Origin of the sequence: Stenotrophomonas tumulicola (assembly GCF_014117215.1) — a bacterium.
Classification (GTDB): Bacteria; Pseudomonadota; Gammaproteobacteria; order Xanthomonadales; family Xanthomonadaceae; genus Stenotrophomonas; species Stenotrophomonas tumulicola.
This window is the reverse complement of record NZ_JACGXS010000006.1, coordinates 15,166-38,734: the sequence shown is the minus strand read 5'-3', so window position 1 is coordinate 38,734 and position 23,569 is coordinate 15,166. Positions and strand designations below refer to the sequence as shown.

Annotated in this window: 19 protein-coding genes and 1 pseudogene; 14 read left to right on the top strand and 6 right to left on the bottom strand. The window is 64.4% G+C overall.

What is annotated here, in order from left to right; all coding sequences use genetic code 11:
- Positions 1-113: 113 nt before the first annotated feature.
- On the bottom strand, positions 114-1,031 hold the full coding sequence (locus tag H4O11_RS12565) for an AraC family transcriptional regulator (protein WP_220466729.1): 918 nt from the start codon (positions 1,029-1,031) through the stop codon (positions 114-116).
- Positions 1,032-1,438: 407 nt separating this feature from the next.
- On the opposite strand from H4O11_RS12565, the gene H4O11_RS12560 reads away from it, so the two are divergent.
- Entirely contained in the window at positions 1,439-2,329 is an 891-nt protein-coding gene (locus H4O11_RS12560) for an SDR family NAD(P)-dependent oxidoreductase (protein WP_220466728.1), read from the top strand.
- Positions 2,326-2,544: pseudogene (locus H4O11_RS19585) on the top strand (SDR family oxidoreductase); the annotation flags it as partial. The gene H4O11_RS12560 and the pseudogene H4O11_RS19585, both read left to right, overlap by 4 nt.
- Before the next feature lie 75 nt (positions 2,545-2,619).
- Here the strand turns inward: H4O11_RS19585 and H4O11_RS12550 are convergent.
- Positions 2,620-3,519: a LysR family transcriptional regulator gene (locus H4O11_RS12550; protein ID WP_182339768.1), complete on the bottom strand. Its 900-nt coding sequence runs from the start codon at positions 3,517-3,519 to the stop codon at positions 2,620-2,622.
- A gap of 438 nt (positions 3,520-3,957) precedes the next feature.
- On the opposite strand from H4O11_RS12550, the gene H4O11_RS12545 reads away from it, so the two are divergent.
- Positions 3,958-5,334 (top strand): alginate export family protein, encoded by a 1,377-nt coding sequence (locus tag H4O11_RS12545; RefSeq protein WP_182339767.1) that lies wholly within the window; start codon positions 3,958-3,960, stop codon positions 5,332-5,334.
- 19 nt (positions 5,335-5,353) lie between these two features.
- Positions 5,354-7,231 carry an amidohydrolase gene (locus H4O11_RS12540; RefSeq protein WP_220466727.1) on the top strand — a complete coding sequence of 626 codons (1,878 nt, stop codon included), beginning with the start codon at positions 5,354-5,356 and terminating at the stop codon, positions 7,229-7,231.
- A 2-nt stretch (positions 7,232-7,233) separates the two neighbouring features.
- Here H4O11_RS12540 and H4O11_RS12535 read toward each other — a convergent pair whose 3' ends face one another.
- Positions 7,234-8,148 (bottom strand): LysR family transcriptional regulator, encoded by a 915-nt coding sequence (locus tag H4O11_RS12535; RefSeq protein WP_246333464.1) that lies wholly within the window; start codon positions 8,146-8,148, stop codon positions 7,234-7,236.
- Between the two features lie 115 nt (positions 8,149-8,263).
- Here H4O11_RS12535 and H4O11_RS12530 point away from each other — a divergent pair, with 115 nt between their 5' ends.
- Entirely contained in the window at positions 8,264-9,091 is an 828-nt protein-coding gene (locus tag H4O11_RS12530; protein WP_182339766.1) for an alpha/beta fold hydrolase, read from the top strand.
- A 200-nt stretch (positions 9,092-9,291) separates the two neighbouring features.
- On the top strand, positions 9,292-10,131 hold the full coding sequence (locus tag H4O11_RS12525; protein WP_182339765.1) for an aspartyl protease family protein: 840 nt from the start codon (positions 9,292-9,294) through the stop codon (positions 10,129-10,131).
- 126 nt (positions 10,132-10,257) lie between these two features.
- Here the strand turns inward: H4O11_RS12525 and H4O11_RS12520 are convergent, their stop codons facing one another.
- Positions 10,258-12,018 (bottom strand): monovalent cation:proton antiporter-2 (CPA2) family protein, encoded by a 1,761-nt coding sequence (locus H4O11_RS12520; RefSeq protein ID WP_182339764.1) that lies wholly within the window; start codon positions 12,016-12,018, stop codon positions 10,258-10,260.
- 231 nt (positions 12,019-12,249) lie between these two features.
- Here H4O11_RS12520 and H4O11_RS12515 point away from each other — a divergent pair, with 231 nt between their 5' ends.
- The 3 genes from H4O11_RS12515 to H4O11_RS12505 all read left to right on the top strand — a co-directional run bounded on the left by H4O11_RS12515 (position 12,250) and on the right by H4O11_RS12505 (position 14,473).
- Positions 12,250-12,903 carry a hydrolase gene (locus H4O11_RS12515; protein WP_182339763.1) on the top strand — a complete coding sequence of 218 codons (654 nt, stop codon included), beginning with the start codon at positions 12,250-12,252 and terminating at the stop codon, positions 12,901-12,903.
- Positions 12,904-12,976: 73 nt separating this feature from the next.
- Positions 12,977-13,417: an OsmC family protein gene (locus tag H4O11_RS12510; protein WP_220466726.1), complete on the top strand. Its 441-nt coding sequence runs from the start codon at positions 12,977-12,979 to the stop codon at positions 13,415-13,417.
- A gap of 96 nt (positions 13,418-13,513) precedes the next feature.
- Positions 13,514-14,473, top strand: a complete 960-nt coding sequence (locus tag H4O11_RS12505; RefSeq protein WP_182339762.1) for a quinone oxidoreductase family protein — start codon at positions 13,514-13,516, stop codon at positions 14,471-14,473.
- Here H4O11_RS12505 and H4O11_RS12500 read toward each other — a convergent pair whose 3' ends face one another.
- Complete coding sequence (locus tag H4O11_RS12500) at positions 14,474-15,397, bottom strand: hypothetical protein (protein ID WP_182339919.1); 924 nt, start codon at positions 15,395-15,397, stop codon at positions 14,474-14,476.
- An 87-nt stretch (positions 15,398-15,484) separates the two neighbouring features.
- Here H4O11_RS12500 and H4O11_RS12495 point away from each other — a divergent pair, with 87 nt between their 5' ends.
- Positions 15,485-16,576, top strand: coding sequence for an Atu2307/SP_0267 family LLM class monooxygenase (locus tag H4O11_RS12495; RefSeq protein ID WP_343042835.1), 1,092 nt, complete (start codon positions 15,485-15,487; stop codon positions 16,574-16,576).
- Between the two features lie 52 nt (positions 16,577-16,628).
- On the opposite strand, the gene H4O11_RS12490 is transcribed toward H4O11_RS12495, so the two are convergent.
- A complete protein-coding gene (locus H4O11_RS12490) occupies positions 16,629-17,423 on the bottom strand; it encodes an SDR family NAD(P)-dependent oxidoreductase (RefSeq protein WP_220466723.1) in 795 nt (264 codons plus the stop codon).
- A gap of 84 nt (positions 17,424-17,507) precedes the next feature.
- Between H4O11_RS12490 and H4O11_RS12485 the strand changes: the two genes are divergently transcribed.
- The 4 genes from H4O11_RS12485 (at position 17,508) to H4O11_RS12470 (ending at position 23,497) form a co-directional block, all read left to right on the top strand.
- Positions 17,508-18,413, top strand: coding sequence for a LysR family transcriptional regulator (locus H4O11_RS12485; RefSeq protein ID WP_182339760.1), 906 nt, complete (start codon positions 17,508-17,510; stop codon positions 18,411-18,413).
- A 178-nt stretch (positions 18,414-18,591) separates the two neighbouring features.
- On the top strand, positions 18,592-19,101 hold the full coding sequence (locus tag H4O11_RS12480) for an RNA polymerase sigma factor (protein WP_182339759.1): 510 nt from the start codon (positions 18,592-18,594) through the stop codon (positions 19,099-19,101).
- 123 nt (positions 19,102-19,224) lie between these two features.
- A complete protein-coding gene (locus H4O11_RS12475; protein WP_182339758.1) occupies positions 19,225-20,181 on the top strand; it encodes a FecR family protein in 957 nt (318 codons plus the stop codon).
- A gap of 136 nt (positions 20,182-20,317) precedes the next feature.
- Positions 20,318-23,497: a TonB-dependent receptor gene (locus H4O11_RS12470; RefSeq protein WP_182339757.1), complete on the top strand. Its 3,180-nt coding sequence runs from the start codon at positions 20,318-20,320 to the stop codon at positions 23,495-23,497.
- Positions 23,498-23,569 lie beyond the last annotated feature (72 nt).

The following is a 23,569-nucleotide window of genomic DNA, read 5'->3' as shown; positions in this document are numbered from 1 at the left end:
GCGAGCTTGTGCTTTCGGCTCACCATCATTTCAACCTCCAATGGCGCGCACGCCGTTATCACGCGCTGGCTTCGACGCGGCTCACCTGCAGATGAAGGCGCTTTGGAGAAGCTTCAGGCCAAGGCGGATTGACCCATCGGCCCGGGATCGTGGCTGAGCGTGGCGCGCAGCGTCGCAGCATCATCACTGGGTGTCAGATCGAAAAGACGGCGATAGTCGCGATTGAACTGCGATAGGCTCTCATAGCCGACTTCGTAAGCTACGGCCGAAATGGTGCTGGCACTCGACAGGCCACGACGCGCTTCCTGCAACCGCACTCGTTTCTGGAATTGGAGCGGCGACATCGACGTCACCGCCTTGAAATGCCGGTGAAAGCTGGGGACGCTCATATTCGCCAGGGAGGCGAGGTGGGGGATGTTCAGCGTCCCGGCGTAATTCTCTCTGATCCAGGTGGTTGCTCGACCGACCCTCGTTGCGTGTCCATTGGCAAACGCAAGCTGGCTGAGCAACGGTCCATGTTGGGTGTGCAACAGTTTCCAGGTAATTTCACGCCGGATCAGCGGAGCCATGACCGGGATGTCGCGTGGCTGCTCCAGCAATGACACCAACCGAATAAGAGGGTCGTAGAGGTCGGGGTCGAGAATGTATTTTCGTGCCATGGCGGTGTCGCCGGTTTTCGGGCGCAGGCCGGACTGCTCACGCAGCAGGTCGGCGACGACCGCCGGATCAATGTCTAGATGGATCGCCAGATAAGGGGCAGACCGGCTAGCTTCGGTGACCTGCGATGTGACGGGAACGTCGGCCGCGCATAAAAGGGATTCTCCGGCCGCGTACCGAAACGGAGTTTCGGCGATCATCATCTCCTTCACGCCTCTTCCGACCAGCCCGAATGAAGGCTGATAGATGGAGTGCCCGACTTCGGAGGGTTGATCCGCTCTTCCAACCTTCAATCCGTCGATCGGCGTCACATAGTCATACCTCGCATGTCGCTCCATGACATTCAGTAGGTCGGAAAATTCTGGTTTCATCATGGGATTGGTGTCCTACCTGAATTGAGTAGTCAGTCTCGAAACCGCAGCCACGCACCTTGTTCAACCGGATGGGTTGGTGCGTGGGCAGCCTCTCTGATGCCCCTTCGAGTTCACCGCTGAATAGCATTGAGTGCTATGCAGATTCTATCAGGGGCGCGCTCGATCATCTCAACCAGGCCTCGATGATGGCAATCGACCTGCAGGCGGTAAGCACCCGTTGGCGGTGCCTTGATCGCGTTGAGAGAAGTGCATCAATCGCTGATTGGAACCGCATAGCCGGCGGCTGAAGTCGGCCCTAATAATCTTGCGACGGAGCCGACCGGCGCGTGCCAGGCAGGCCCACGCAATGGATTCGCGAAATCCATCATCAACCATGCCCAACGAGGCAAATATTTCTGGAGCACAACATGCATCGCGACTACGACGATAACGAAATCCAGGCGACCAGGCGGAGCGTCATGCTTGGCGCAGTTACTGCCGGCGTAGCCGCATTCGCCGGCCCGGCTTTTTCCGCAACGGCATCCGGACCACAGCCACAAAAGCGAGGTGCCCAGGGTGACGACCTGCGTGGAAAGCGTGCCCTGGTCACCGGCGCATCTCGTGGCATTGGTGCAGCGATCGCTCTCGCGCTTGCGGATAGGGGCGCCGATGTTGCCATCACTTACTTGAATTCGACCGATCGTGCGGCTGAAGTTGTTCAAGCGATCGAAGCGAAAGGTGGGCGTGGCCTCGCTATCCAAGCCGACAGCGGAGACCCTGCAGCCGTGACACGGTCGATCGAGGAAACCGTCGGCAAGTTCGGCGGCCTCGATATTCTCGTCAACAACGTCGGAAATGCGTACTTCGGGACGTTTGCCGACATGTCGCTTGCTGACGTCGATAAGCTTCTGGCTGTGAACGTTCGTGCCGCGATGCTGGCTACCCAGGCGGCGCTGCCTCACCTGGGCCAGGGCAGCCGCATTATCACCACGGGTTCAAATGCAGCCGAGCGTGGACCGTTCCCTGGCATTACGGCATACGCAGCGACCAAGTCCGCCCTGCTTGGATTGACGCGTCATCTCGCCCGCGAATTGGGGCCTCAAGGGATCACTGTCAACTTGGTGCAGCCAGGACCTGTCAACACCGATCTGAACCCTGATGACGGCAGCGAACTGTCCCTCAAGAACCGACAGCTGACGTCGTTGGGCCGCTACGGCCAGCCGACCGACATCGCAGCAGTCGTTGCCTTTTTGGCGAGCTCCGCTTCGAGCTTCATGACCGGTTCCATTGTCACAGCGGATGGCGGCTACAACGCCTGATTCCGGGACGAGAATGTGCGGGTGGTCGTATTGGCGTCGCAGGCGGCCATTCCGTATTTCGAGCACGGGGGCGCATCATCACCATCGGCTCGTCGATGGCCGAGCGCATCCTGTTCCCGGGCTTGACGGTGTATGCGCTGAGCAAGTCGGCGCTCCTGGCCTTCATGCGCTGCCTCGCGTGCGAGGTCGGGGCTCAGGCCATCACGAACGAGGTGGCGCCAGCCATGCAAGTTCAGGACGTTCTGCTCGGGCAGGTCGCCGGCGTTCTCGGCGTTCCGCCCGACGGCCGCTCACGCCTTGGCAAGCATCTTCGCCAGCTCCGGCGCCTGTTCGAAACACTCGATCAGCAGCTCGGTGAGCGCCCATACCTTCCGTGCGGGGTGCGGGCTCGGTGGGCGAACGACATAGATGCCGGCCGGAGGCAGCGGATAACGCGTCATGAGCGGAACAAGCGCGCCAGAGGCCACATGCTCGTCGGTAACGCCGTCCGGTAGCCAGGCGATGCCGAGTCCCGCCACTGCGGCGGAGGCGAGGGCGCTGGCATCGTCCGCCTTGAAGCGCCCGTGCGGATTCACGCTGATGATCTCCTTGCCATCCATGAACTGCCAGGTTTCCGTTCCCTTCATCAGGGCCTCATGGGCAAGGATGTCCTGCGGTGTTTCAGGGGATCCATGCGCCGCGATGTAGCCCGGACTTGCGACGAGCTTGCCGTGGATCGGGCCGACGCGTCTTGCGAGCAGGTTGGGCTTCTGCAGGTAGCCGACCCGGATCGCACAATCGAAACCCTCCGCGATGAGATCGACGAAACGATCGCTGTAGCTGGCATGGATGCTGAGCCGGGGATGGCGTTGCGCCATTCTCGCCAGCACGGGGGCGAAGTGGGTCGGGCCGAAGGACAGCGGCGCGGCGATTCGTAACCGTCCGCGGAGGTCATCGGCAGGCAGGATCATTTCCCTGGCGACGTCGATCTCGGCGCAGGCCTTGGCGGCATGTTCCCGAAACGCGGCCCCGGCTTCGGTAAGGGAGGCGCCACGGGTGGTGCGCGCAAACAGTTGGACGCCAAGCTCCGCCTCGAGGCGGGCGAGCCGTCGGCTGACGATCGACTTGGACACGCCAAGCCGGTGTGCGGCAGGGGAAATGCCGCCTGCATGAACCACTTCCACGAATGTCCTCAGCTCTTCGATGTCCAAGGTCGCGCTCCCGGTTTCCCACCACAGAGTGGCACGGAAAATGTCCACGCTCCGTTCCAGTTCCCGCGACACAGTTCGACGCGAAAGGGTACTACCGCGTCCCCGACAGGAATGACAAGGTTTGCGCCGATGCAATGCACCGATGACGCATGCCTGCACACCCACCTGGACGACAGCAAAGGATGTATCCATGACGTTCCGCAATGGCCTTGATGGGCTCCTTTGTCTCGGCGGCATCGCATATCGTGGCGAGCAGCAGCTGCCCGGTATTGCCGTCGGCAGCAAGGCGGGCTGACCGGGATGGATGGCAAGGACAGGCCCAGCACGGTGATGCTCGCCATCGTTCCTGATCGGGTCGGGAGCACGTCGCGGCGTCTACCGCGCCGCGCCGGCAGTCGACGCACCGCTGCGCGGCTGGCGAACGCCAGAGGGTGGTTGATGTCCATTGCCGCGGCCACGCCCTTCGCGGCCAGCGCGCAGGTATCGACCAATCTGGAGCGCGCCCCGACGCTGACGATCGAGCGCTATTCCGAAGACTGGACCGCGTTCGCCGATCCGGAAAACCGCAAGGGGCGGTGGACGGAGCGATTCAAATACATTCCCCTCAGCGACGACGGCACGATCTATCTCACCACCGGCGTCGAGGCACGATCACGCTACGAAAGCTATGAGAACGTGAACTGGGGCGCAGCGCAGGACGACAGCTACGTCTGGAACCGGCTGATGCCCTACGCTGATCTTCATGTCGGCAAGGTCCGGGTGTTTGCCCAGCCGATCCTGTCGGCGATATCAGGGACAGACCGCACCAAGGGGCCGGCAGACTCGACGGGCATCGACATGCTGCAGGCATTTGTCGATGTCGAGCTTGCGGTGCCGGGTGACGCCTCGCTCCAGCTGTCGGCAGGACGGAAGCTGGTTTCGTTTGGATCGGGGCGCTTCATCGACAGGCGGTATGGAACCGGCGTTCCGCTGCCCTTTGACGGCGTGGAGGCGATCCTCACCGGCGAGGTACATCAGTTGACCGGCTTCTACCTCCAGCCGGTCGACACGAAAACCGGTGGGTTCAACGACCGGCGCTCGCGCAATAAAGCAGTCTGGGGGCTTTATGCCACGCAATGGTTCGATGCGAAGCATCTGAACGGCTTCGATGTCTACTACATCGGCCTGCGAGACCGAAATGCGGTCTTCGACCAGGGCGCGGGCAAGCAACTGGCGCACACCCTCGGTTCCAGGCTCTTCGGTGACGACGGCGCCTGGCACTGGAACGCCGAGGCGGCGATCCAGCTCGGTACATTTGCAGGTCATCGCTCAGCGGCGTGGGGAGCGGGAGCGGAGATGGGGTATCGCTTCCGCAACAGGCCGCTGCGACCGGAGGTCGCCCTCACCGCTGATGTCGTCTCGGGTGACCGCGATCCAGACGATCCGAAGCTGGGAACGCTGAACTCGCTTTTCCCGAACGGGAAATATTTTGGAGCGCTATCGCCGATCGGCCCGCGCAACCTCATTCACCTGCGTCCCTCGATCTCGGTGTATCCACACAAGGATGTCGCGGTGTCGCTGACCGGGGTGGCCTACTGGCGCCAGAGTACTGCCGACGGAATCTACGCCATCCCCGGATTGCTGGTGCGCAGCGGCCGGGAAAGCGACGCGCGCTTCATTGGCAAGCAGGTCGAACTGGCCACGAGCTGGCAGGTAACACCAGAGCTGAACCTGACCGCGTCGCTCAGTGCGTTTGATCCCGGCTCGTTCATTCGTGACACCGGATCCGCGCGCACCATCAGGATGGCCGGCGCCCAGGCAACCTTCAGGTTCTGACCTTCGGTAGTGACGGGCCATGCCCGTCACCGCCAGAAACAGCGGGTCATGGACCCGCTTTACCGGGGGCGACAGCCCCGTCGAGGATAGGATGATCAGGAAAATACTCATTACGCTTGTTGCGATCTCCTCGCTCTCCGGGGTCCATGCGCAACCAGCGCAGGAGGACGCCGGCGCTGACCTGGTCGTCGTCAACGCCAGGATATTCACCGGCAATCGCGCGCAACCCGAAGCATCGGCGTTGGCCGTCAAGAGTGGCCGCATCTTTTCCGTTGGCTCTGATGCGGACATTCTTTCGCTGAAGAATTCCACGACCAAGGTGATTGATGCGCGCAGCCGCAGGCTGATCCCCGGCATCATCGATGCACATACGCACGTGCTCAACGACCTGGCCTACAACTACAACGTCCGGTGGGATGGCGTGCCGACGTTGCGCCGTGCGTTGGCCATGCTCGGCGAGCAGGCCAAACGCACGCCGGAGGGGCAGTGGGTCAAGGTGATCGGCGGCTGGTCCCCCTATCAGTTCGAGGAGAACCGCTTTCCCACCCTGGCCGAACTGCGCAAGGCCGTGCCCAACCGGCCCATGATCGTGCAATACGCCTATAACCGTGCTTTCTTGAACCCGCAGGCGATGGAGGCACTTGGCGTGGGTACCGACCGGTTCCCGACGTTGCCGGACATCGAATTCGAGAAGGACGGTCGCGGCAATCCCACCGGGGTGGTCCACGGCTACACGTGGCTGTTCCTCGCATTGGAAGCCATGGTGCCGCAGCCCACCTTCGACGAACAGGTGAACTCGATTGTCTACAGCGTCCGTGGACTGAACCGGTTCGGCGTGACGTCCATCATCGACAACGGCGGCAGGTGGCCATACCCCGAGGCCCAGGCCAGGGTGGACGTGCTGGCACGGGACAACCGACTGAACGTGCGCATGCCCTTCGTGGACCTGCAACTCGGCGACGGCGGTCCGGTGAACATGGTGGATCTGGAACTTGACGCCATCACGAAAACCGCGCCGATAAGTCCAGGGCAGAACCTGCATCCCAGCTTGGCCCATGGCCATGAATATCGGGGCGCCGGGGAGGTGCTGAGCGGGGAAGTGCATGATCATGAGAACTTCGACCGTCCAGCGGTCATCATCGAGCCCGGGAAGATGCGGCGCTTCGTCGAGCAGGATGTGATGAAGCTGGTACAGCGGCGCATCCCCTTCCGCATGCACGCCAGTTATGACGAGAACATCTCGTCCTTTCTCGACGGCCTGGAAAAGGTCAACGAAACCGTCCCGCTCGATGGCCTGCGATGGAGCCTGGAACACGCCGAAACCATCAGTCCGGAAAACATCGCTCGGGTGAAAAAGCTGGGCGGCGGTATCGCCCTGGACGCCAAGATGGCGTTGCACGCCGATGGCTTCATCAAGACCCATGGCCGCGAAAAAGCCCTGGAGACACCGCGCCTGCGCGCGCTCGTGGATAGCGGCATCCCGCTGGCCATGACCACCGACGCATTCCGGGCCGCCACGTTCAACCCGTGGGTCGGCATAAGCTGGATGGTATCGGGCAAATCTGTGTCCGGATCGGAGGTCCTCGCCAAGGACAACAGGCTCTCCCGCATCGAAGCACTGGCGCTGTTCACCCGTGGGGCGACGTGGTTCATGGATGCGGAAGCCGAGCTGGGCATGATCGCACCGGGAAACCTGGCAGATTTCGCCGTGCTCGACAGGGACTACTTCGCCGTGCCGGAAGATCAGATCGAATCCATCTCTTCCGTTCTGACGGTCATGGACGGCAAGGTCGTGTTTGGCGCGCAGGACTACGGCCATCTGTCGCCGCAGCTGCCTGCGATCCTTCCGGCGTGGTCGCCGGTGAAGTACTTCGGCAGCTACTACGGGGATGAATGACGTCAGCGCGATGGCGTCGCCGATGCAATCGGCTGCGCCTGCCCGAAGCAGTCGACCAGCAGTTCGGTCAGCACGCGCACTTTCCGCGCCGGATGCAGGCTGGGCGGGCGGACGACATAGATGCCTGCCGGCGGCGGCGGGTGGTGGGGCATGACCGGCACCAGCGCACCGGATGCCACGTGCTCGTGGGTGAGGCCATCAGGTACCCGGGCGATACCAAGCCCGGCCACGGCGGCAGCGACCAGTGCTACGCCGTTGTCGGCCTTGAAGCGGCCCTGCGGCCTGATCGTGATGGTCCTGTTGCCATCCATGAAGTGCCAGCTTTCAGTCCCCTGCATGAGCGCCTCATGGGAGAGGAGCTCTTCGGGCGTCTCAGGCGTGCCATGCGCCTTGAGGTAGTCCGGGCTCGCGAAAAGATTGCCGTGGATGGGGCCGACCCGCCTGGCGAGCAGGTTGGAGTCCTGCAGGTTGCCGACCCGGATCGCGCAGTCAAAACCTTCGGCGATGAGGTCGACGAAGCGATCGCTGTAGCAGGTCTGGATATGGAGCCGGGGGTGCTGCCGTGCCATTTCAGCAAGCACGGGAGCGAAATGGACCGGGCCGAAAGATAGCGGCGCGGCAACCCGGAAGCGCCCGCGTAGTTCACCTTCAGGCAGCATGGTTTCCTTGGCCACCTCGATCTCCGCACAGGCCCTGGCAGCATGGTCACGGAACATGACGCCGGCTTCGGTCAGGCCAGCCCCGCGCGTGGAGCGTGCAAGCAGCTGCACGCCAAGCTCGGCTTCAAGCCGGGCGAGCCGACGGCTGACGATCGACTTGGATACGCCCAGCCGGATCGCGGCAGGTGAAATACCCCCGGCATCGGCAACTTCCACGAATGTCTGCAGTTCCTCGATGTCCAATCCGGCGTTCCTCATTCAGCAACACAGCGCACCCCGAAATGGTACTACCCCGCCGGATGGGGCAACAGCACACTGCTGCGAATGAGCCGACGCTCACCTCCTTCTTCGACCAACCAACAGGAACCCGAACATGGCGACGCTCACCACCCAGGACGGCACCCGCATCTTCTACAAGGATTGGGGTCCGAAAGATGCCCGGCCCATCGTGTTCCATCACGGCTGGCCATTGAGCGCGGACGACTGGGACAACCAGATGCTGTTTTTCCTCGGCAAGGGCTACCGTGTCATCGCGCACGACCGTCGCGGCCACGGTCGTTCCGATCAAAGTGATACCGGCAACGAGATGGATACCTATGCCGCCGACGTCGCCGAGCTGGTCCGCGCACTCGACCTGGAAGATGCCGTCCATGTCGGGCACTCCACCGGTGGCGGCGAAGTCATCCGCTACGTCGCTCGCAGCGAGCCCGGCCGGGTTTCCAAAGCCGTGTTGATCGGTGCGGTGCCCCCGATCATGCTGGCCACGCCACGGTACCCCGGCGGGCTGCCCATGGCGGTGTTCGACGGATTCCGCGAAGCGCTGCTCCGCAACCGCGCGCAGTTCTTCCTCGATGTTCCCACCGGTCCCTTCTATGGTTTCAACCGCGAAGGTGCCGAGGTGAGCGACGGACTGATCCGCAACTGGTGGCGACAGGCCATGATGGGCGGCGCGAAGGCCCATCATGATTGCATTGCCGCCTTCTCCGAAACGGACTTCACCGAGGATCTGCAGGCCGTTTCTTTGCCGGTGCTGTTGATGCATGGCGAAGACGACCAGGTGGTGCCGATCGATGCGTCGGCACGCAAAGCGATCGCGCTGCTGTCCAACGGCACGCTGAAGACCTATCCCGGCCTGTCGCACGGCTTGTTCGCCACCCACCCCGATGTCATCAATGCTGATCTGTTGGCATTCATCGAGTAACGGACAGGAGCCATGACATCGTGATGACCACATTGAATTCCGGGGCACCTGCCAAAGCCATGTTGGCTGCGGCGATCGCCCTGGCCACCGCAGCCTGCCTCCCGGCGTACGCAACGACAGCGGCCGATCAATCGGGACAGGATGCTTCCACGCAGCAGTCTTCGGCAGCGTCTCCATCTGGATCGGACAAACCGGTACGGATGCCATCGCAGCCGCAGGTCATTCCCTTCGAACTCAAGGACAACCTCGTCCGCATCGAGGTGGAGGTGAATGGAAGGAAGCACAGCGGCGTGCTGGACAGTGGAGCGGGGGCGATCCTCGTCGACCGCCAGGTCAGTGCAGGACTGGGGCTGCAGGAGGGCAGCCCGGCTGGTGATGCAGCGGGCGCCGGTGCCGAGGCCAAGGCGCTCATGCCGGTAACCATTGCCAGGCTGGTGGCCGGTCCGTTGGCATTTGCAGATGTCGCCGGCTACGCCATGGACCTGGGCCACCTGTCATCGTCAGCGCAGTTTCCCGTCGATGTGCTGCTCGGTGCGCCTGCCTTCAAGTATGGCGCGGTGAGCGTTGACTACGCCAACCAGCAGGTAACGTTCGGTCCGTCCGGGAGCGGCGTGGAATGCGCTGCACCGATCCCGCTGGACGTCGTGCATGATGCGCCCGTCGTGGAGCTGGAAGTCTGGCCATCCCTGGACCAGCCCCCCGTTCGCCTGAAGGTCCTGGTCGACCTGGGTACCCGGCATGGTGCGCTGGTGCTCGGTGGGCCTTTCGTTCGCAGCGAAGTGGGCAAGGCCCTGGTGCAGGGGGGAGTCTCGAAGCAGGTCGGACATGGCGTCGGCGGGGAAGTGCAGGGCACGGTCGCCCGCGTGGCGGAAGTCCGCGCCGGCACAACCCGCTTCGGCGCATTGGACGTCAGCCTGACCTCCAATGTGCCTGCCTTCGAACAGGGCGTGATCGACGGAACGCTGGGCGTGCCGCTATGGAGCGGTGGCGTGATCGCATTCGATTACCCCCGTCGACAGATCTGCATCACGCGCCGATAAACCAACATGCCGTCGGCCGGGTTGGGCCCGGCCACGGTCCAGGAAACCCGCAATGACAACCCCGCGGTGTACCCGGCACGGTTTATTACATGACGAAAGCCGCGCTCCAGGCATTCAATCGTGGCCTTACGGTGAGCCGGCATCCCGCCAGGATGTCGGCTCGGCGTTGTTGAGCATCCGATCACGGCCCGACATGGCGTCCCCCTGCACCTGTTCGGACAGGCGCTCGCCATCCCGTTGGCGGATGTCCCCGGCTGCCTCCTCTATATCGACCTCGGCATAGCCCAGCGCTCGAAGGCCTTCCGCCCCCATCAGGTAGGCCGATTCCACCGTCTCCCGTATCTGGTAATCCACTCCTGCGCGGATCAGCTCCACCGCATGGTCACGGTCAAAGCTGCGAACCAGCAGCCTGGCCTGCGGAAACTCGTGCCGTGCCAGTTCCACGATCTGCATCGCATCCTTCGGGGCGTCGATGCAGACCATGATGGCATCCGCTTCGCCTGCACCGGATTGGCGCAGGGTATCCAGCCGGGCCCCATCGCCGAAGAACACCTTGAACCCATAACGGCCCGCATCGCGGATCCGTCCGGGGTCCTTGTCGATGACCGAAAGCTTGACGCCCTTCGACAGGAGGAGCTGGGAACTGATCTGGCCGAAGCGGCCAAAGCCGATCACCAGTATCCGCCCCTTCAGGTCGCGGGCGGCGTCCACGCCGTCCATCGATGCATCGGTGCGCAGCAGCCGGTCGGCCGCGATCATCAGCAGCGGGGTCATGGCCATGGACAGGATCACCACGGTGGCGAACAGCACGTTTTCCCGTGCATCGATCACGCCGCCCGAGACGGCCGCGGCGTACAGCACGAAAGCGAATTCCCCGCCCTGCAGGAACATGGACGTGCGGTGCAGCGCCTGGTGGTTGGATCCGCCGAACAGGCGCGCCACGGCATGGACGACGATGCCCTTGGCGACGGTGAAGACGGCCAGCATGGAAAGCAGGAGCGGCCATTCGGCCACGACCACCGACAGGTCCAGCGACATGCCGACCGCCAGGAAGAACAGCCCCATCAGCAGGCCGCGGAACGGCTCGATGTCACTTTCTATCTGGTGCCTGTAGTTCGAGCTCGACAGCATCACCCCGGCCAGGAACGCGCCCATCGCCATCGACAGGCCAGCCACGTCCATCAGCAATGCCGCGCCCAGCACCACCAGCAGCGCACCGGCCGTCATCACCTCGCGTGTCCGCGTCCTTGCCAGCAGTGCGAAGAACGGATTCAGGCCCCAGCGCGACACCGCCAGCAGCACCAGCAGCGCGGCAAGCGCCAGCAGCACGTCGGTCCAGCCGGATTGTCCCTGTGACAGCGGCGACAGCACGGCGACCACGGCCAGCAGCGGCACGATCATCAGGTCTTCGAACAGCAGGATCGCGACCGACTTCTGTCCTTCCGTGCCCGACAGCTCGCTGCGGTCCTGCAGCACCGACATGATGACGGCGGTCGAGGACAGGACGAAGCCGGAACCGGCAACGAAGGCAACCGGGGCGGAAAGGCCGAAGATCGCCACGCCTGCCAGTGCAAGCACGGTGATCGCGGCGGCGACCTGCACAAGCCCCAGCCCGAAGATCTGGCCGCGCATCGCCCACAGTTTGTACGGGCGCAGTTCCAGCCCGATCACGAACAGGAACATCACCACGCCAAGCTCGGAGAAATGCAGGATGGACTGGGCATCGGTGAACACCCCGAACACCGAAGGACCCACCAGCACGCCGGCAGCAAAATAACCCAGCACCGAGCCAAGGCCCAGGCGCCGGAACAAAGGCACCGCGACCACGGCTGCTGCCATCAGCACCACTGCCGGTCCAATCGTCTGCCCCAGGCTCGCTTCGGCCATCAACCCACCTTCCTGATCATGGGGCCATCCACGCTGGCGGCCTCCGTATGGCGACACAGCTTTGCATGAAAGCTGCCGGTTCTTCGTTCCAGTTTCGGCGACACAGCGCGACGCGAAACGGTACTACCGCGTCGCGCGATGCGGATGGCAAGGTCTTTACCGAGGCAGCGCACCGAGCGTGCATGTCTGCCCGCATGTCCACTTCACCCATGACCACAGAAGGATGTATCCATGACGTTCCGCAATGGCCTTGATTCGCTGCTTCGTCCCGAAGATTCCGTGCTCGTCCTGATCGACCACCAGCCCTACCAGCTGGCGAACCTCAACAGCCACGATCCGCATGCGGTGGTCAACAACTCCACCGCGCTCGCCAAGACCGCCAAGGCATTCGGCGTACCGACCATCCTCACCAGCGTGATCGCAGAACGCGGCGGCCTGATCTTCCCGCATATCACCGACGTCTTCCCCGGCCAGGAAGTGATCGACCGGACTTTCATCAACACCTGGGAAGACAAGAAGGTGGTGGACGCGGTCAAGGCGACGGGCCGCAAGCAACTGATCATCGCCGGCCTGTGGACCGAGGTCTGTGTCGCGATGCCGACCATCCAGGCGCTCGGCGAAGGCTGGGACGTGACGGTGGTGACCGATGCGTCAGGCGGCACGTCCGTCGAAGCCCACCAGGTCGCCATCCAGCGCATGATCGCCGCGGGCGCGAACATGATGACCTGGATGGCGGTGGCCTCGGAGTGGCAGCGTGACTGGGCACGCACCGAACACGCCGCCGAGCTGACCGAGGTCCTCAAGCAGCATGCCGCCGGCAGCGGTGTTGCCTACCTGTGGGAGCAGCAACTGCTCAACACGCCGGTAGCAGGCAACGCCGGCTGAGCCGACATGTCATCCGCGCCGGCTGCCTGGGTACAGGCGGCCGGCGTCGATATCCCCGTCGCGAGCAATTCCAATGACAGAAAAAATGACCGGCAGTGCAGGCCACACCCTGTCCCGGGTGACGGCACATGTCGAAGACGTGCCTTACGCCGTGACGATGGATGTTGGTGGCCACGTGATCGTCGCTGACGAGCCAAAGGGGCAGGGCGGCAGGAACGCCGGGCCGTCGCCGTTCGGCCTGCTGCTTTCCGCGCTCGGCGCCTGCACGGCGATGACACTCCGGATGTATGCCGAGCACAAACAGTGGCCGCTTGCCTCGCTGCAGGTGGAGCTGCGCCACCTGCGCCCTCGCGGGGGTGGGCCAAACCGCATCGAACGTGTACTGGTGATATCCGGACTGGACGCACAGCAGCGTGCGAAGCTGGCCGACATCGCCGAACGGACGCCGGTAACGCTGGCCATCAAGGGCGGTGTCGCCATCGATACCCTCCTCGGCAAGGAGACCTCGGCATGACGCTGGCGCGGCCCCAAAAGCGCATCATGGGTGCTTCCCGTGCGGCGCCGCGTGCAGCCGCCACCATTCCGCCCGGAGGAGTATCGAGGTGAATCGATGAAAGCCGCCATCTACGACCATCCTGGTGCACCGGGGGTGCTGCGTTATGCCGATGTACCTGATCCGGCCTGCCAGCCGGACGGCGTCGTCATCCGCGTCGAAGCCATCGCCATCGAAGGCGGTGACCTGATCCATCGGGCCTCGTCCATCCCGCCAGGGCCGTCTTTCGTGGTTGGCTTCGCGGCCGCAGGCGTGGTCGTCGCCGTTGGCCGGGATGTGCGGGATCGTCAGGTGGGCCAGAAGGTCACCAGTTTCGATCTCTCCGGATCGCATGCCGAGCTGCGTGCGGTTGCCGCCAGTCGGACATGGCCGGTGCCGGATGGCCTGGACATGGCGGCAGCAGCAGCGCTGCCAATCGCGTTCGGGACCGCCCACCACTGCCTGTTCGCGCGTGGTGGCCTGCAACGGGCAGAAACGGTCCTCGTACAGGCAGGCGCCGGTGGCGTTGGCCTGGCCGCCATCCAGCTGGCGCATCATGCAGGTGCCACGGTGCTGTCCACGGTCTCAGGCACCGAGCGGATCAACCGACTGATCGCGTTGGGGCTGGATCACGCGATCGACCATCGCGTCGTGGATGTCGCCGAAGAGGTAGCGCGGCTCACGGCAGGGCGAGGGGTCGACCTGGTCATCGACCCGGTCGGCAGCACCTTGCAGGCATCCCTGGCGGTGCTCCGTGCGGAAGGGCGGCTGGTCTTTGTAGGCAATGCCGGTGGGGCGAAGCTCGATCTCGATCTGTGGCCGGCATTACAGGAAAACAAATCACTTTTCGGCGTCTTCATGGGCACGCAGTTCGAGAAATCGGCTGTATATGAAACGGTCATCCAGCTGCTCGATCAGGCGGCGCGCGGCGATCTCGACGTGGTCGTCGACCGGACCTTTCCGCTTGCCGAGGCGGCAGCAGCCCACGCCCATGCCGAAGGCAGTGCCCGGCTTGGGCGCGTCGTCCTCATCCCGTGATCACTGCGGCCATGCGTTCGATGGCGTGGCCGGCGCGCGGGCACCCGGTGGCCCGAAAGCTTTCCACGCAGCGCCCGCCAGGGCCCCGAGGGCGAGGAACTCGAACAGGAACTGGCTCCAACTGAGCATGCCGGGCAGCGGCGGCTGGGTCATGAAGAAGCTGTAGAGGAAGGTCATGCCGACGACTCCCTTCACCAGCGCGACCATCAGCGCGAGCACCGCCAGCCGCGCCGGCCTGGATGCCGGCAGCCGGTCCCAGGCCAGCATCAGCAACGCAGCGGTGCCCATCACCGGCTCGGCAAACGTCAGATAGGCCAGGAAGGTGACATGGAACGGATAGGGAAACGCGTATGCCTCCGGGCGCCCCAACGACGCAACCAGTTCCGTGAGCGGCGAAAGCACCAGGCCCAGCAGCAGTTGCAGGGCCACGTACGCTGCACCCACCACCAGCGCGGCGATGGCCAGGGACGCCGCGCTGCGGACCCACCGGACTGCGATCACGCTCAGCAGTGAAAGGAGCAGGGCACTGGCCACGGGCCGCACAAGGCTCAGTGCCGACGCCATCCAGGCGGTCGTCACCACGCCGGTCATGATCCGCGCCCGCAGCGTTTCCTGGATCGCCATCAGGATGCAGGCGATGATCAGCGTGCGCGCCAGCACGCCCATGTGGCCGACGCGTGGATGCGCGAGCCGGAGCAACACCAGCAGGGCGCTGGCGACCAGCGCGTTGCTGAGCCAGCGCGCCCACGTCGGCGGTTGCGCCAGCGGGAACGGGACCCCCGCGGCCAGCATCCCGACGTGGATGCTGAACGCGGCGACGCCCGCCAGTGCCAGGCTGGCTGCCAGCAGCAGGGGCTTTCGGGGAGGTGGGAATGCTGGGATCGACATGGGAATGCTCTTGTCGGCGGTGATGTTCGGCGGCAAAGCGTGGCACGAAAGCCATCGATTCTTCGTTCCAGTTCCTGCGACACAGCACGACGGGAAAAGGCACTACCGCATCGCCTCGCCGCGATGGCAAGGTCTTTCCTGCGCACCAGCAAAAGGACATCCATGGAAATCGGGGTAGACAGTTTCGCCGCCATCCTTCCGGATCCGCTCACCGGCAGGCTTCCGTCGGCAGCCGATCGCATGGCCGACCTGCTCGCGGAGGTCGAAACCGCCGATCGTGCCGGACTCGATGTATTCGGCATCGGCGAGCATCATCGCGCCGAGTTCCTCGACTCCGCGCCGGCGATCATCCTCGCGGCGGCAGCAGCACGCACCGATCGTATCCGCTTGACCAGCGCGGTGACGGTGTTGAGTGCGGCTGACCCGGTCCGGGTTTTCCAGGAGTTCGCGACCCTCGACCTGATCTCCAGGGGGCGTGCGGAACTCGTCGTCGGTCGTGGTTCGTTCGGCGAGGCATTCCCGTTGTTCGGCCTGGACACAGGCGCCTATGACGAGCTCTTCGCCGAAAAGCTGGAGCTGTTCCTGCAGTTGGGTGACACGCCCCATCCCACCTGGAAGGGGCGGTTCCGCCCAGCGCTCAGTGGCCAGGGCGTTTTCCCGCGACCGCACCAGCCACGACTGCCGTTATGGATTGGCGTTGGCGGCACGCCGCAATCCTTTGTTCGTGCCGGCACGCTTGGCCTTCCGCTGATGATCGCGATCATCGGCGGAGATTTCGCGCGTTTTCGTCCGCTCGTGGACCTCTATCGCGAAGCGGGCATGCGCGCCGGACATGCAGCGGAAAAACTGGTGGTGGGCGTGCACGCGATGGGATTCGTCGCGGAAACCGATGCGGCGGCCCGGGATGCCTTCTTCCCCGGCTGGGCGCACCTGACCGCGAGGGTCGGCCGTGAACGTGGCTGGTCCCCGCCGACACGCCAGCAGTTCGACAGCATGGCGGGGCCGGAGGGGGCATTCCTGATCGGAGATCCGGCGACCGTCGCCGCCAAGATGCTCCGTGCCGATGAAGTGCTTGGCGGTGTCTCGCGCATCACCTTCCAGATGAGTACCGCCTCCCTCGAAACGGCGGCGATGAAGCGTTCCATCGAACTTCTGGGTAATGCGGTCGCGCCGATCGTCCGCGCGGCACCCGGGCAGGGGACACGCCAGGACTGACAGGGGACTTCGCCATGTGCCTGCGGGCGCCTGGTGTCGCGGCAATGCCTGCCTAGCGAGGCCCTGGAATCGTGAAGCCGCCATCCACCAGGATCGACTGGCCAGTGATGAAACGCGCTTCGTCGGTACAGAGCCATACGGCGACGCCGGCGATATCCTCCGGTGTGCCGACCCTTCCCAGCGCCGCCCTGGCGGCGAGCGGCGGGATGATGGCTTCGCCATGCGAACGCAGCATGGGCGTGTCGATCACGCCAGGATTGATGTTGTTGACGCGGATACCGTGTGGTCCGGCCTCCAGCGCGATCGCGCGGACCATGGCATCGAGCCCCGCCTTGCTGGCGGAATAGGCAGAGGTGCCGACCGTGGCGGCCGTCGACAGGAAGGACGATGTGTTCACGATTGCGCCCGGCCGGCCGGAGGGAATCATGACGCGCAGGGCCGCGCGGGTCATCAACCATGGGCCTTTGAGGTTGATGGCGATAAGCTCGTCGAAGGCGGCCTCCGCCATTTCGATGATCGGCCCGCCCGTGCCTTGAATGCCGGCATTGTTGAAGACGTGGTCGAGCTGACCGAACTGGTCGATCGTGCGGGCGATCACGGCGTTCACGTCATCCGCATCGGAGACGTCGCTTGCCACGACCAACGCCTCGCCACCGGTGGCTTGGATCGCGTCCGCAACGGCGGCCAAGGGCGCTTCCCGCCGGCCGACCAGCACGACCCTGGCGCCGTCGCGGGCAAAGGCGCGTGCGGCTGTCTCGCCGATGCCGGAGCCTGCGCCGGTGACGATTACGACGTTGCCTGCGAGGCGTTGAAATCCTGGATTGTTCATTCTGAACCATGTTTTCATGTTGGACCGATAACCCAAGATAGGCCTGGGCACACGGCAGGACAATGCACGGGAACGCAACAGGTTGATGGGTGATACTCAGCAATGAACAGACGTCTGAAGCCGGGAGAATATGCCGAGGTACGCGCCTTCGCCGCGGTGGCGGAGGCACGCAGCTTCCGCCGGGCAGCGCTCGATCTCGGCCTGACAGCGTCCACGTTGAGCCATGCGGTCCGCGCCCTGGAGAATCGGCTGGGTCAACGCCTGCTCAACCGGACCACAAGGTCGGTGACGCTGACCGAGGCCGGCGCCCGGCTGTTGCAGGATCTGGCACCGGCGCTGGCGCTGCTGGATAACGCGGTCGCGGCGGTCGGCACCCCTGGAGATGCGCCCATGGGCACGGTACGGCTGGCTGCCCCGCGGCTCGCCATCCAGATGCTCGTCGCGCCGGTGATCGGGCGGCTTGCGCGCGACTACCCGCATGTGACGCTCGATGTCCGCACGATCGAACGTCCGGGCGACCTGGTCGAGGGCTTCGACCTCGGTATCCAGCTTGGCCATGAGGTGGCGCAGGACATGGTGGCGGTGGCGGTGACAAAGCCATTCACAACGGCCGTGGTCGGTTCGCCGGGCTATTTCGCTACCCATCCGCCTCCGGTACATCCTGCCGATCTGGCGCGCCATCAATGCATCGGCTGTCGCAGCGGACCGGGAGGCGCGCTCTTCCGCTGGTCGTTCGAGCGCGCAGGCGAGACCATCACGCTCGATGTCGACGGCACGCTGGTGGCCGACGACAGTGACCTCATGCTGTACGCCGCGCTCAGCGGAATTGGCTTATGGCACGGCGTCGACCGTATCGCGCAACCGATGATCGACGAGGGACGGCTGTTGCGGGTGCTGGCGGACTGGTCGCCGACCTATCCCGGATTCCACCTCTACTACGCGGCAGGCGCGCCGCTTTCGCCTGCCGTGCGCGCGGTGGTGGACGCACTTAAAGCAGGCGATCCGTAACCGGTCGCAGATACCTGGCCCACCATGGCAGGCGCCTGCTGTTGATGGCACCCTGCGCCGGGGGGCATTCCGGGCGATTTGGCGGTACGATGCGCGGGTCAGCCAGCGATAAGCCAGCCGGGAACTGGACACGGGGAACGCCTCCGTTGTCCAAGCGTGGATGCTGCACCGGTACCTGATGAGCCGCCCTTCCTCCAGATTGATCGACAGTTTCCTTGAACTGTACGATGACCTTGTCCGGCATCTGCGTCGCCGCACCGGCGATCGCGACCGGGCCGAAGATGTTGTCCAGGACACGTATCTGCGGCTGCTGGAAACAGCGTCCCGGCCAGGGCGCGAAGAAGACATCCGCGACGAGCGCGCCTTCATCTACCGGGTCGCCGGCAACCTGGCCATCGACGCCGCGCGCCGCGAGCAGCGCAGTTCCGGCAGTGGTGAACCGGATGTCTCGTTGCCGGACCCGGCGCCGGATCCGGAACGGCAGGCACTGGCGCACGATCACCTGCAGCAACTGGACCGCGTATTGCGCGAGCTGCCTCCCAATGCCCGCCTGGCCATGCTGTTGTTCCGTGTCGATGGCCTGCCGCATGCGGAAATCGCCCGCAGGCTCTCGGTATCCGAAAGCATGGTCGCCAAGTACCTTGCCCAGGCCCTGCGCCATTGCCGCAACCGCCTGCCGCCGCCCTGAGCGCCACACCACGATCCCGGCGTCACCCCGGTTGCTGCAATTTTGTGTCGGCCTGGTCGTCTTAAGGGTATACGTGACATTCCCAGCGTCCCTCCATCCAGCGCAGCCGACCGCCACGCCTCAATGCTCGACCACTTCCGATCCCGCAACAACACACTCAGCGACGAGGCGATCTCGTGGGTGGTCCGCATGGCCGGCCATCCGACGCCAGCGGAGCGGGCTGCGTTCGAACAATGGTGCGGACGGTCCCCGGCGCATGCCGCGAGCGTCCGCCATGCCCAGGCCCTGCTGGACGATATCGGGCGGACCGAGGTCGCCGACGAACACCGGCGCTGGGTGCAGGCGCTGTCTCCCGCGCCACGCCGCCGCATCAGCCGCCGTGCGTTCCTGGCCGGCGGGGTATCTGCCGCTGCCGTGGCAGGACTGGCCGCCAGTGGCCTGCTGCTGCCGCCTGCCAGCCTGTTTGCGGACCAGCGCACGCGCACCGGCGAACGCCGGCAGTTCGCGCTGCCCGATGGCTCGCAGGCCTGGCTCAATACCGCAAGCGCGCTCTCGGTGGCCTTTTCAGCAACCCGTCGGCACGTATCGGTTGCGTCCGGCGAGGTCCTGTTCGACGTGGTCGCCGATGCCGGCAGGCCATTCGTGGCCCAGTGCCGTGACGGCGAGATCCTGATCGGTTCCGGGCGCTGTTCGCTGCGCCGCGAATCCCGTCGCAGCACGCTCACCGTGCTGGAAGGCAGCGCCGAAGTACACAACGCGGCAGGCAAGGCCACGCTCGCCGCGAACCAGTGCATGGCCTTCAGTGCGGACGTGCTGGGCCTGGTCGAAGCGGTCGATGCTGAAGCATTGACGGCCTGGATCCGCGGCAAGCTGATCTTCAACCGGCAGCCACTGGCGACGATTGCGGCTGAACTGGAGCGCTATGTGGCCGATCGGGTGGTCGTGCTCGGCGACGGCCTTCGCCGGATGCAGCTCAGCGGCGTGTTCGACCTGGAAGATCCGGATGCCCTGCTGCGCACGGTCGCCGCGCTGGCCGATGCCCGGATCGTGCGCCTGCCGCTGATGACGCTGATCCGCTGAGCAGGCGCACGGCGTAGCCGGTGGGGCCAGATGGGACTGCAATTTTGCCCAGCCCGGTTCGTCTATAGGAATGAGAGCTATTTGCATCTGAGGCACTCCCGCTTACGGGGGCCCATTCCTACAACTGATCGGACACATGAGAGCTTCCGCGCCACTTCGTTACCGCACCTGCCTGCGCTCGCTGCTGGCAGTCAACATCCTGCTGGCCCTGTCCGCACCGGCCCTGGCCCAGGCGCCGGCGTCACCCGCTGGCGCAGAGTCGGTCATCCGCTTCGACCTGCCGCCGCAGTCGCTGGACACGGCACTTACCCGGCTGGCCGACCAGGCCGATGTCCGCATCCTGTTCGCATCCGACGATGTGGCGGGCGTGCAGGGCAAGCCGATCACCGGAAGCTTCACGGCCGGCCAGGCACTGGCGCGGCTGTTGGATGGAACCGGCCTGGCCTGGCGTTGGCGCGAGCCGGGCATCGTGGTGGTCGGCAGGGGAGCGGCGCCCAACGGCCAACAGGTGGGCGAGGGCGTAGTCACCACCGATTCGCTTACCGTGGCAGGCCAGCGCGCCGAAGCGGCGACAGGTGCGCAGCGCGATGTCAAAGGCTACGACGATGTCTACGATCTGGATATCTCCACCTCCTACATCGGGCGCATCGAAGTAGAGCGTTACAAGGGCAAGACGCCCTCCGACCTGGTCAATGGCGTGCCGGGTGTATTCAGCGGAGACGCCCGCAACAGCGGCGCGCTGGACCTGAACATCCGCGGCATCCAGGGCCGTGGCCGCGTGCCGGTCACCATCGATGGCACCGAGCAGGCGCTTACCGTGTGGCGTGGCTACAACGGCGCCACCAATCGCAACTACATCGATCCGTTCCTGATCGGCGGCATCCAGATCATCAAGGGCCCCGGGATGGTGCGCAACGTCACCACCGGTATTGGCGGTGCGATGGCGGTCAAGACCCTGGACGTGGACGACATCGTCCCGGAAGGCGAGCGTTTCGGCGGCGAGTTCAAGATCGAAGGCAGCAGCAACGCGGTCAAGCCGCGCCTGCCGAGCCTGCACACCGGCGAAGACTACCGCACGGTGGACGGCTACCCGCAGAACTCGGGCGTCACCCCCAACGACGACCTGACGCTGCGGGTAACGCCGAAGACCGGTGGAGGAGGCCACAACGTCTTCGAAGGCGAGGACTACGCCTATCGCCTCGCACTGGGCTGGAAATCCGACAAGCTGGACCTGCTTGGCGCTTACGCCTATCGCGAGCGCGGCAATTACTTTGCAGGCAGGCACAACGCGGGCTACTACTCGCACGAACAGGCCAACTGGGTCGACGATGTCATCTCCTGGTTGGCCACGCGCCTTCCGCCGGGCAACGAGATGACCAACACCTCCAGCCAGATGGAATCCTGGCTGTTCAAGGCTACGTGGCGTCCCAGCGACGACCAGGAACTGCAGTTCGGCTACCGCGACAGCCTCTCGCACTATGGCGAGATCATGCCATCGCGCCTGTTCGCATCATCGTTGCCCGGTTCGGTGCAGTGGCCGTTGAGCCGCGTGGATGGCAAGGCCTACAACCTGGAATACACCTTCACGCCCAAGGACAACCGCTGGATCGACCTGTACGCCAACCTGTGGCGCACCGATACGCTCAGCGCCACGTACAGCGCAGGCGGCTTTCCAAACTACGCCGAAGGCGCCCACCGCGACGACGTCATCCTGCGCAACACGGCCATTTCCAACGCCACCAACACCCGCAACGGCATCACCCTCAGCAACAAGTTCGGCATCACCGACGCGCTGGACCTGACCGTGGGGGGCGAGTTCCAGCACGAGAAACTGCGCTCCAACGACGTGATATCGCCCAACGACGGGTGGCGCAGCTATCCGCGTGCCGGACGTCGCGAGGAATGGAATGCCAGCTTCAACTTCGACTGGCGTCCGACCGACTGGCTGCAGGTCAGCGCCGGCATGCGTTATGTCGACTACTGGGCCTACGACGATTACGTGGCGGAAAATCCCGGCCGGTTCGTCAACAGTGCCACCGTCAGCCGGCAGGCCTCGTACTGGACGCAACGCACCGAATTCGACCAGGCCGAATACGATCTGATCGCAGAGGCGGTGGCCGAAGCGGAAGCCAACCGCGAAGCGTTCGAAGCCGATGGAATCGACCTGGATGCGTTGATCAAGGAAGCATGGGACGCGCTGCAGGTGCGGACGGTACGCGACGAGCACAACCTGCCCTGGGAGCCCAACGCGGACGGCAAGTACAGCGCAGCGACCAATCCATGCCTGAACGGCCAGTTCCTGCAGGATGCACAGCAGTACCTGCAGGCCGGCGGCGGACTGTCGACAAGCAACGGTGGCGACGGCAGCTACTGCAGCACCAGCCCGGTCAATGAGTACGTTACCGCAACGGCCGAGAAGAAGCGCGGCCATCGCTGGGTGCCGGCATTCTCCACCACGGTCAACTTCAGCGATTACGACCGCGCCTATTTCCGCTATACCGAGGCCGTCCGCTTCCCCAGCCTGTTCGAAAGCACCATCGGTTTCTCGGCCAACATCAATCCGTTCCGCGGCTTGAAGCCGGAGCACGCCTACAACTGGGAAGTGGCCTACGTCCACGACTTCAGCCACCTGCTGCAAGCGGAGGGCAGGGCGGACGTCAAGCTGGCGTATTACTCCAACAAGACCCGCAACGTCATCGAGCGCGACAACCGCCTGAGCTTCAGCAACATCGACAAGCAGAACATCCGCGGCGTCGAGCTGACCGGTCGTTACGACGGCGGTCGCTTCTTCACCGACCTGGGCATGAACTACATGCTGGAAAACGAGGTCTGCGATGCCAGCCACGCGCTGTTGACCAGCATCCCCAATGGGGAAAACGTCGATATCGACGGGAATGCTTCCAACATCTTCCTGCCGGATTGCGTCAAGTACGGTTTCCTGCAGGGCTACCTGCTGACACAGGCCACGCCAGAGTTCTCGGCCAACTGGTCGCTGGGTGGCCGGTTCCTGGAAAAGCGCCTGGAAATCGGTGGCCGGGTGACGTTCTACAGCCAGTACAAGAACAAGGACCTGGATTTCTACCGCGCCAACACCATCAGCAACGGCGGCGGGTTCCTCGCTACGTCGAACTTCCCGTATTCCTGGGGCGAGACGCTGCTGTTCGATGCCTACGCCAGCTACCGGCTGCGCGACAACCTGGTGCTCGAACTCGCCGGCACCAACCTGACCGACCAGTACTACATCGACCCGGCCACGCGTGGCCTGGTTGCCGCACCGGGGCGCACGTTGAAGCTCAGCCTGACGGCGGGGTTCTGAGCGCCTTGCCATGCATGCAGGAGCAGTTGCTTCCTGGACAGGACGTCCTTCCCCTTCGTTGCATCACCCATC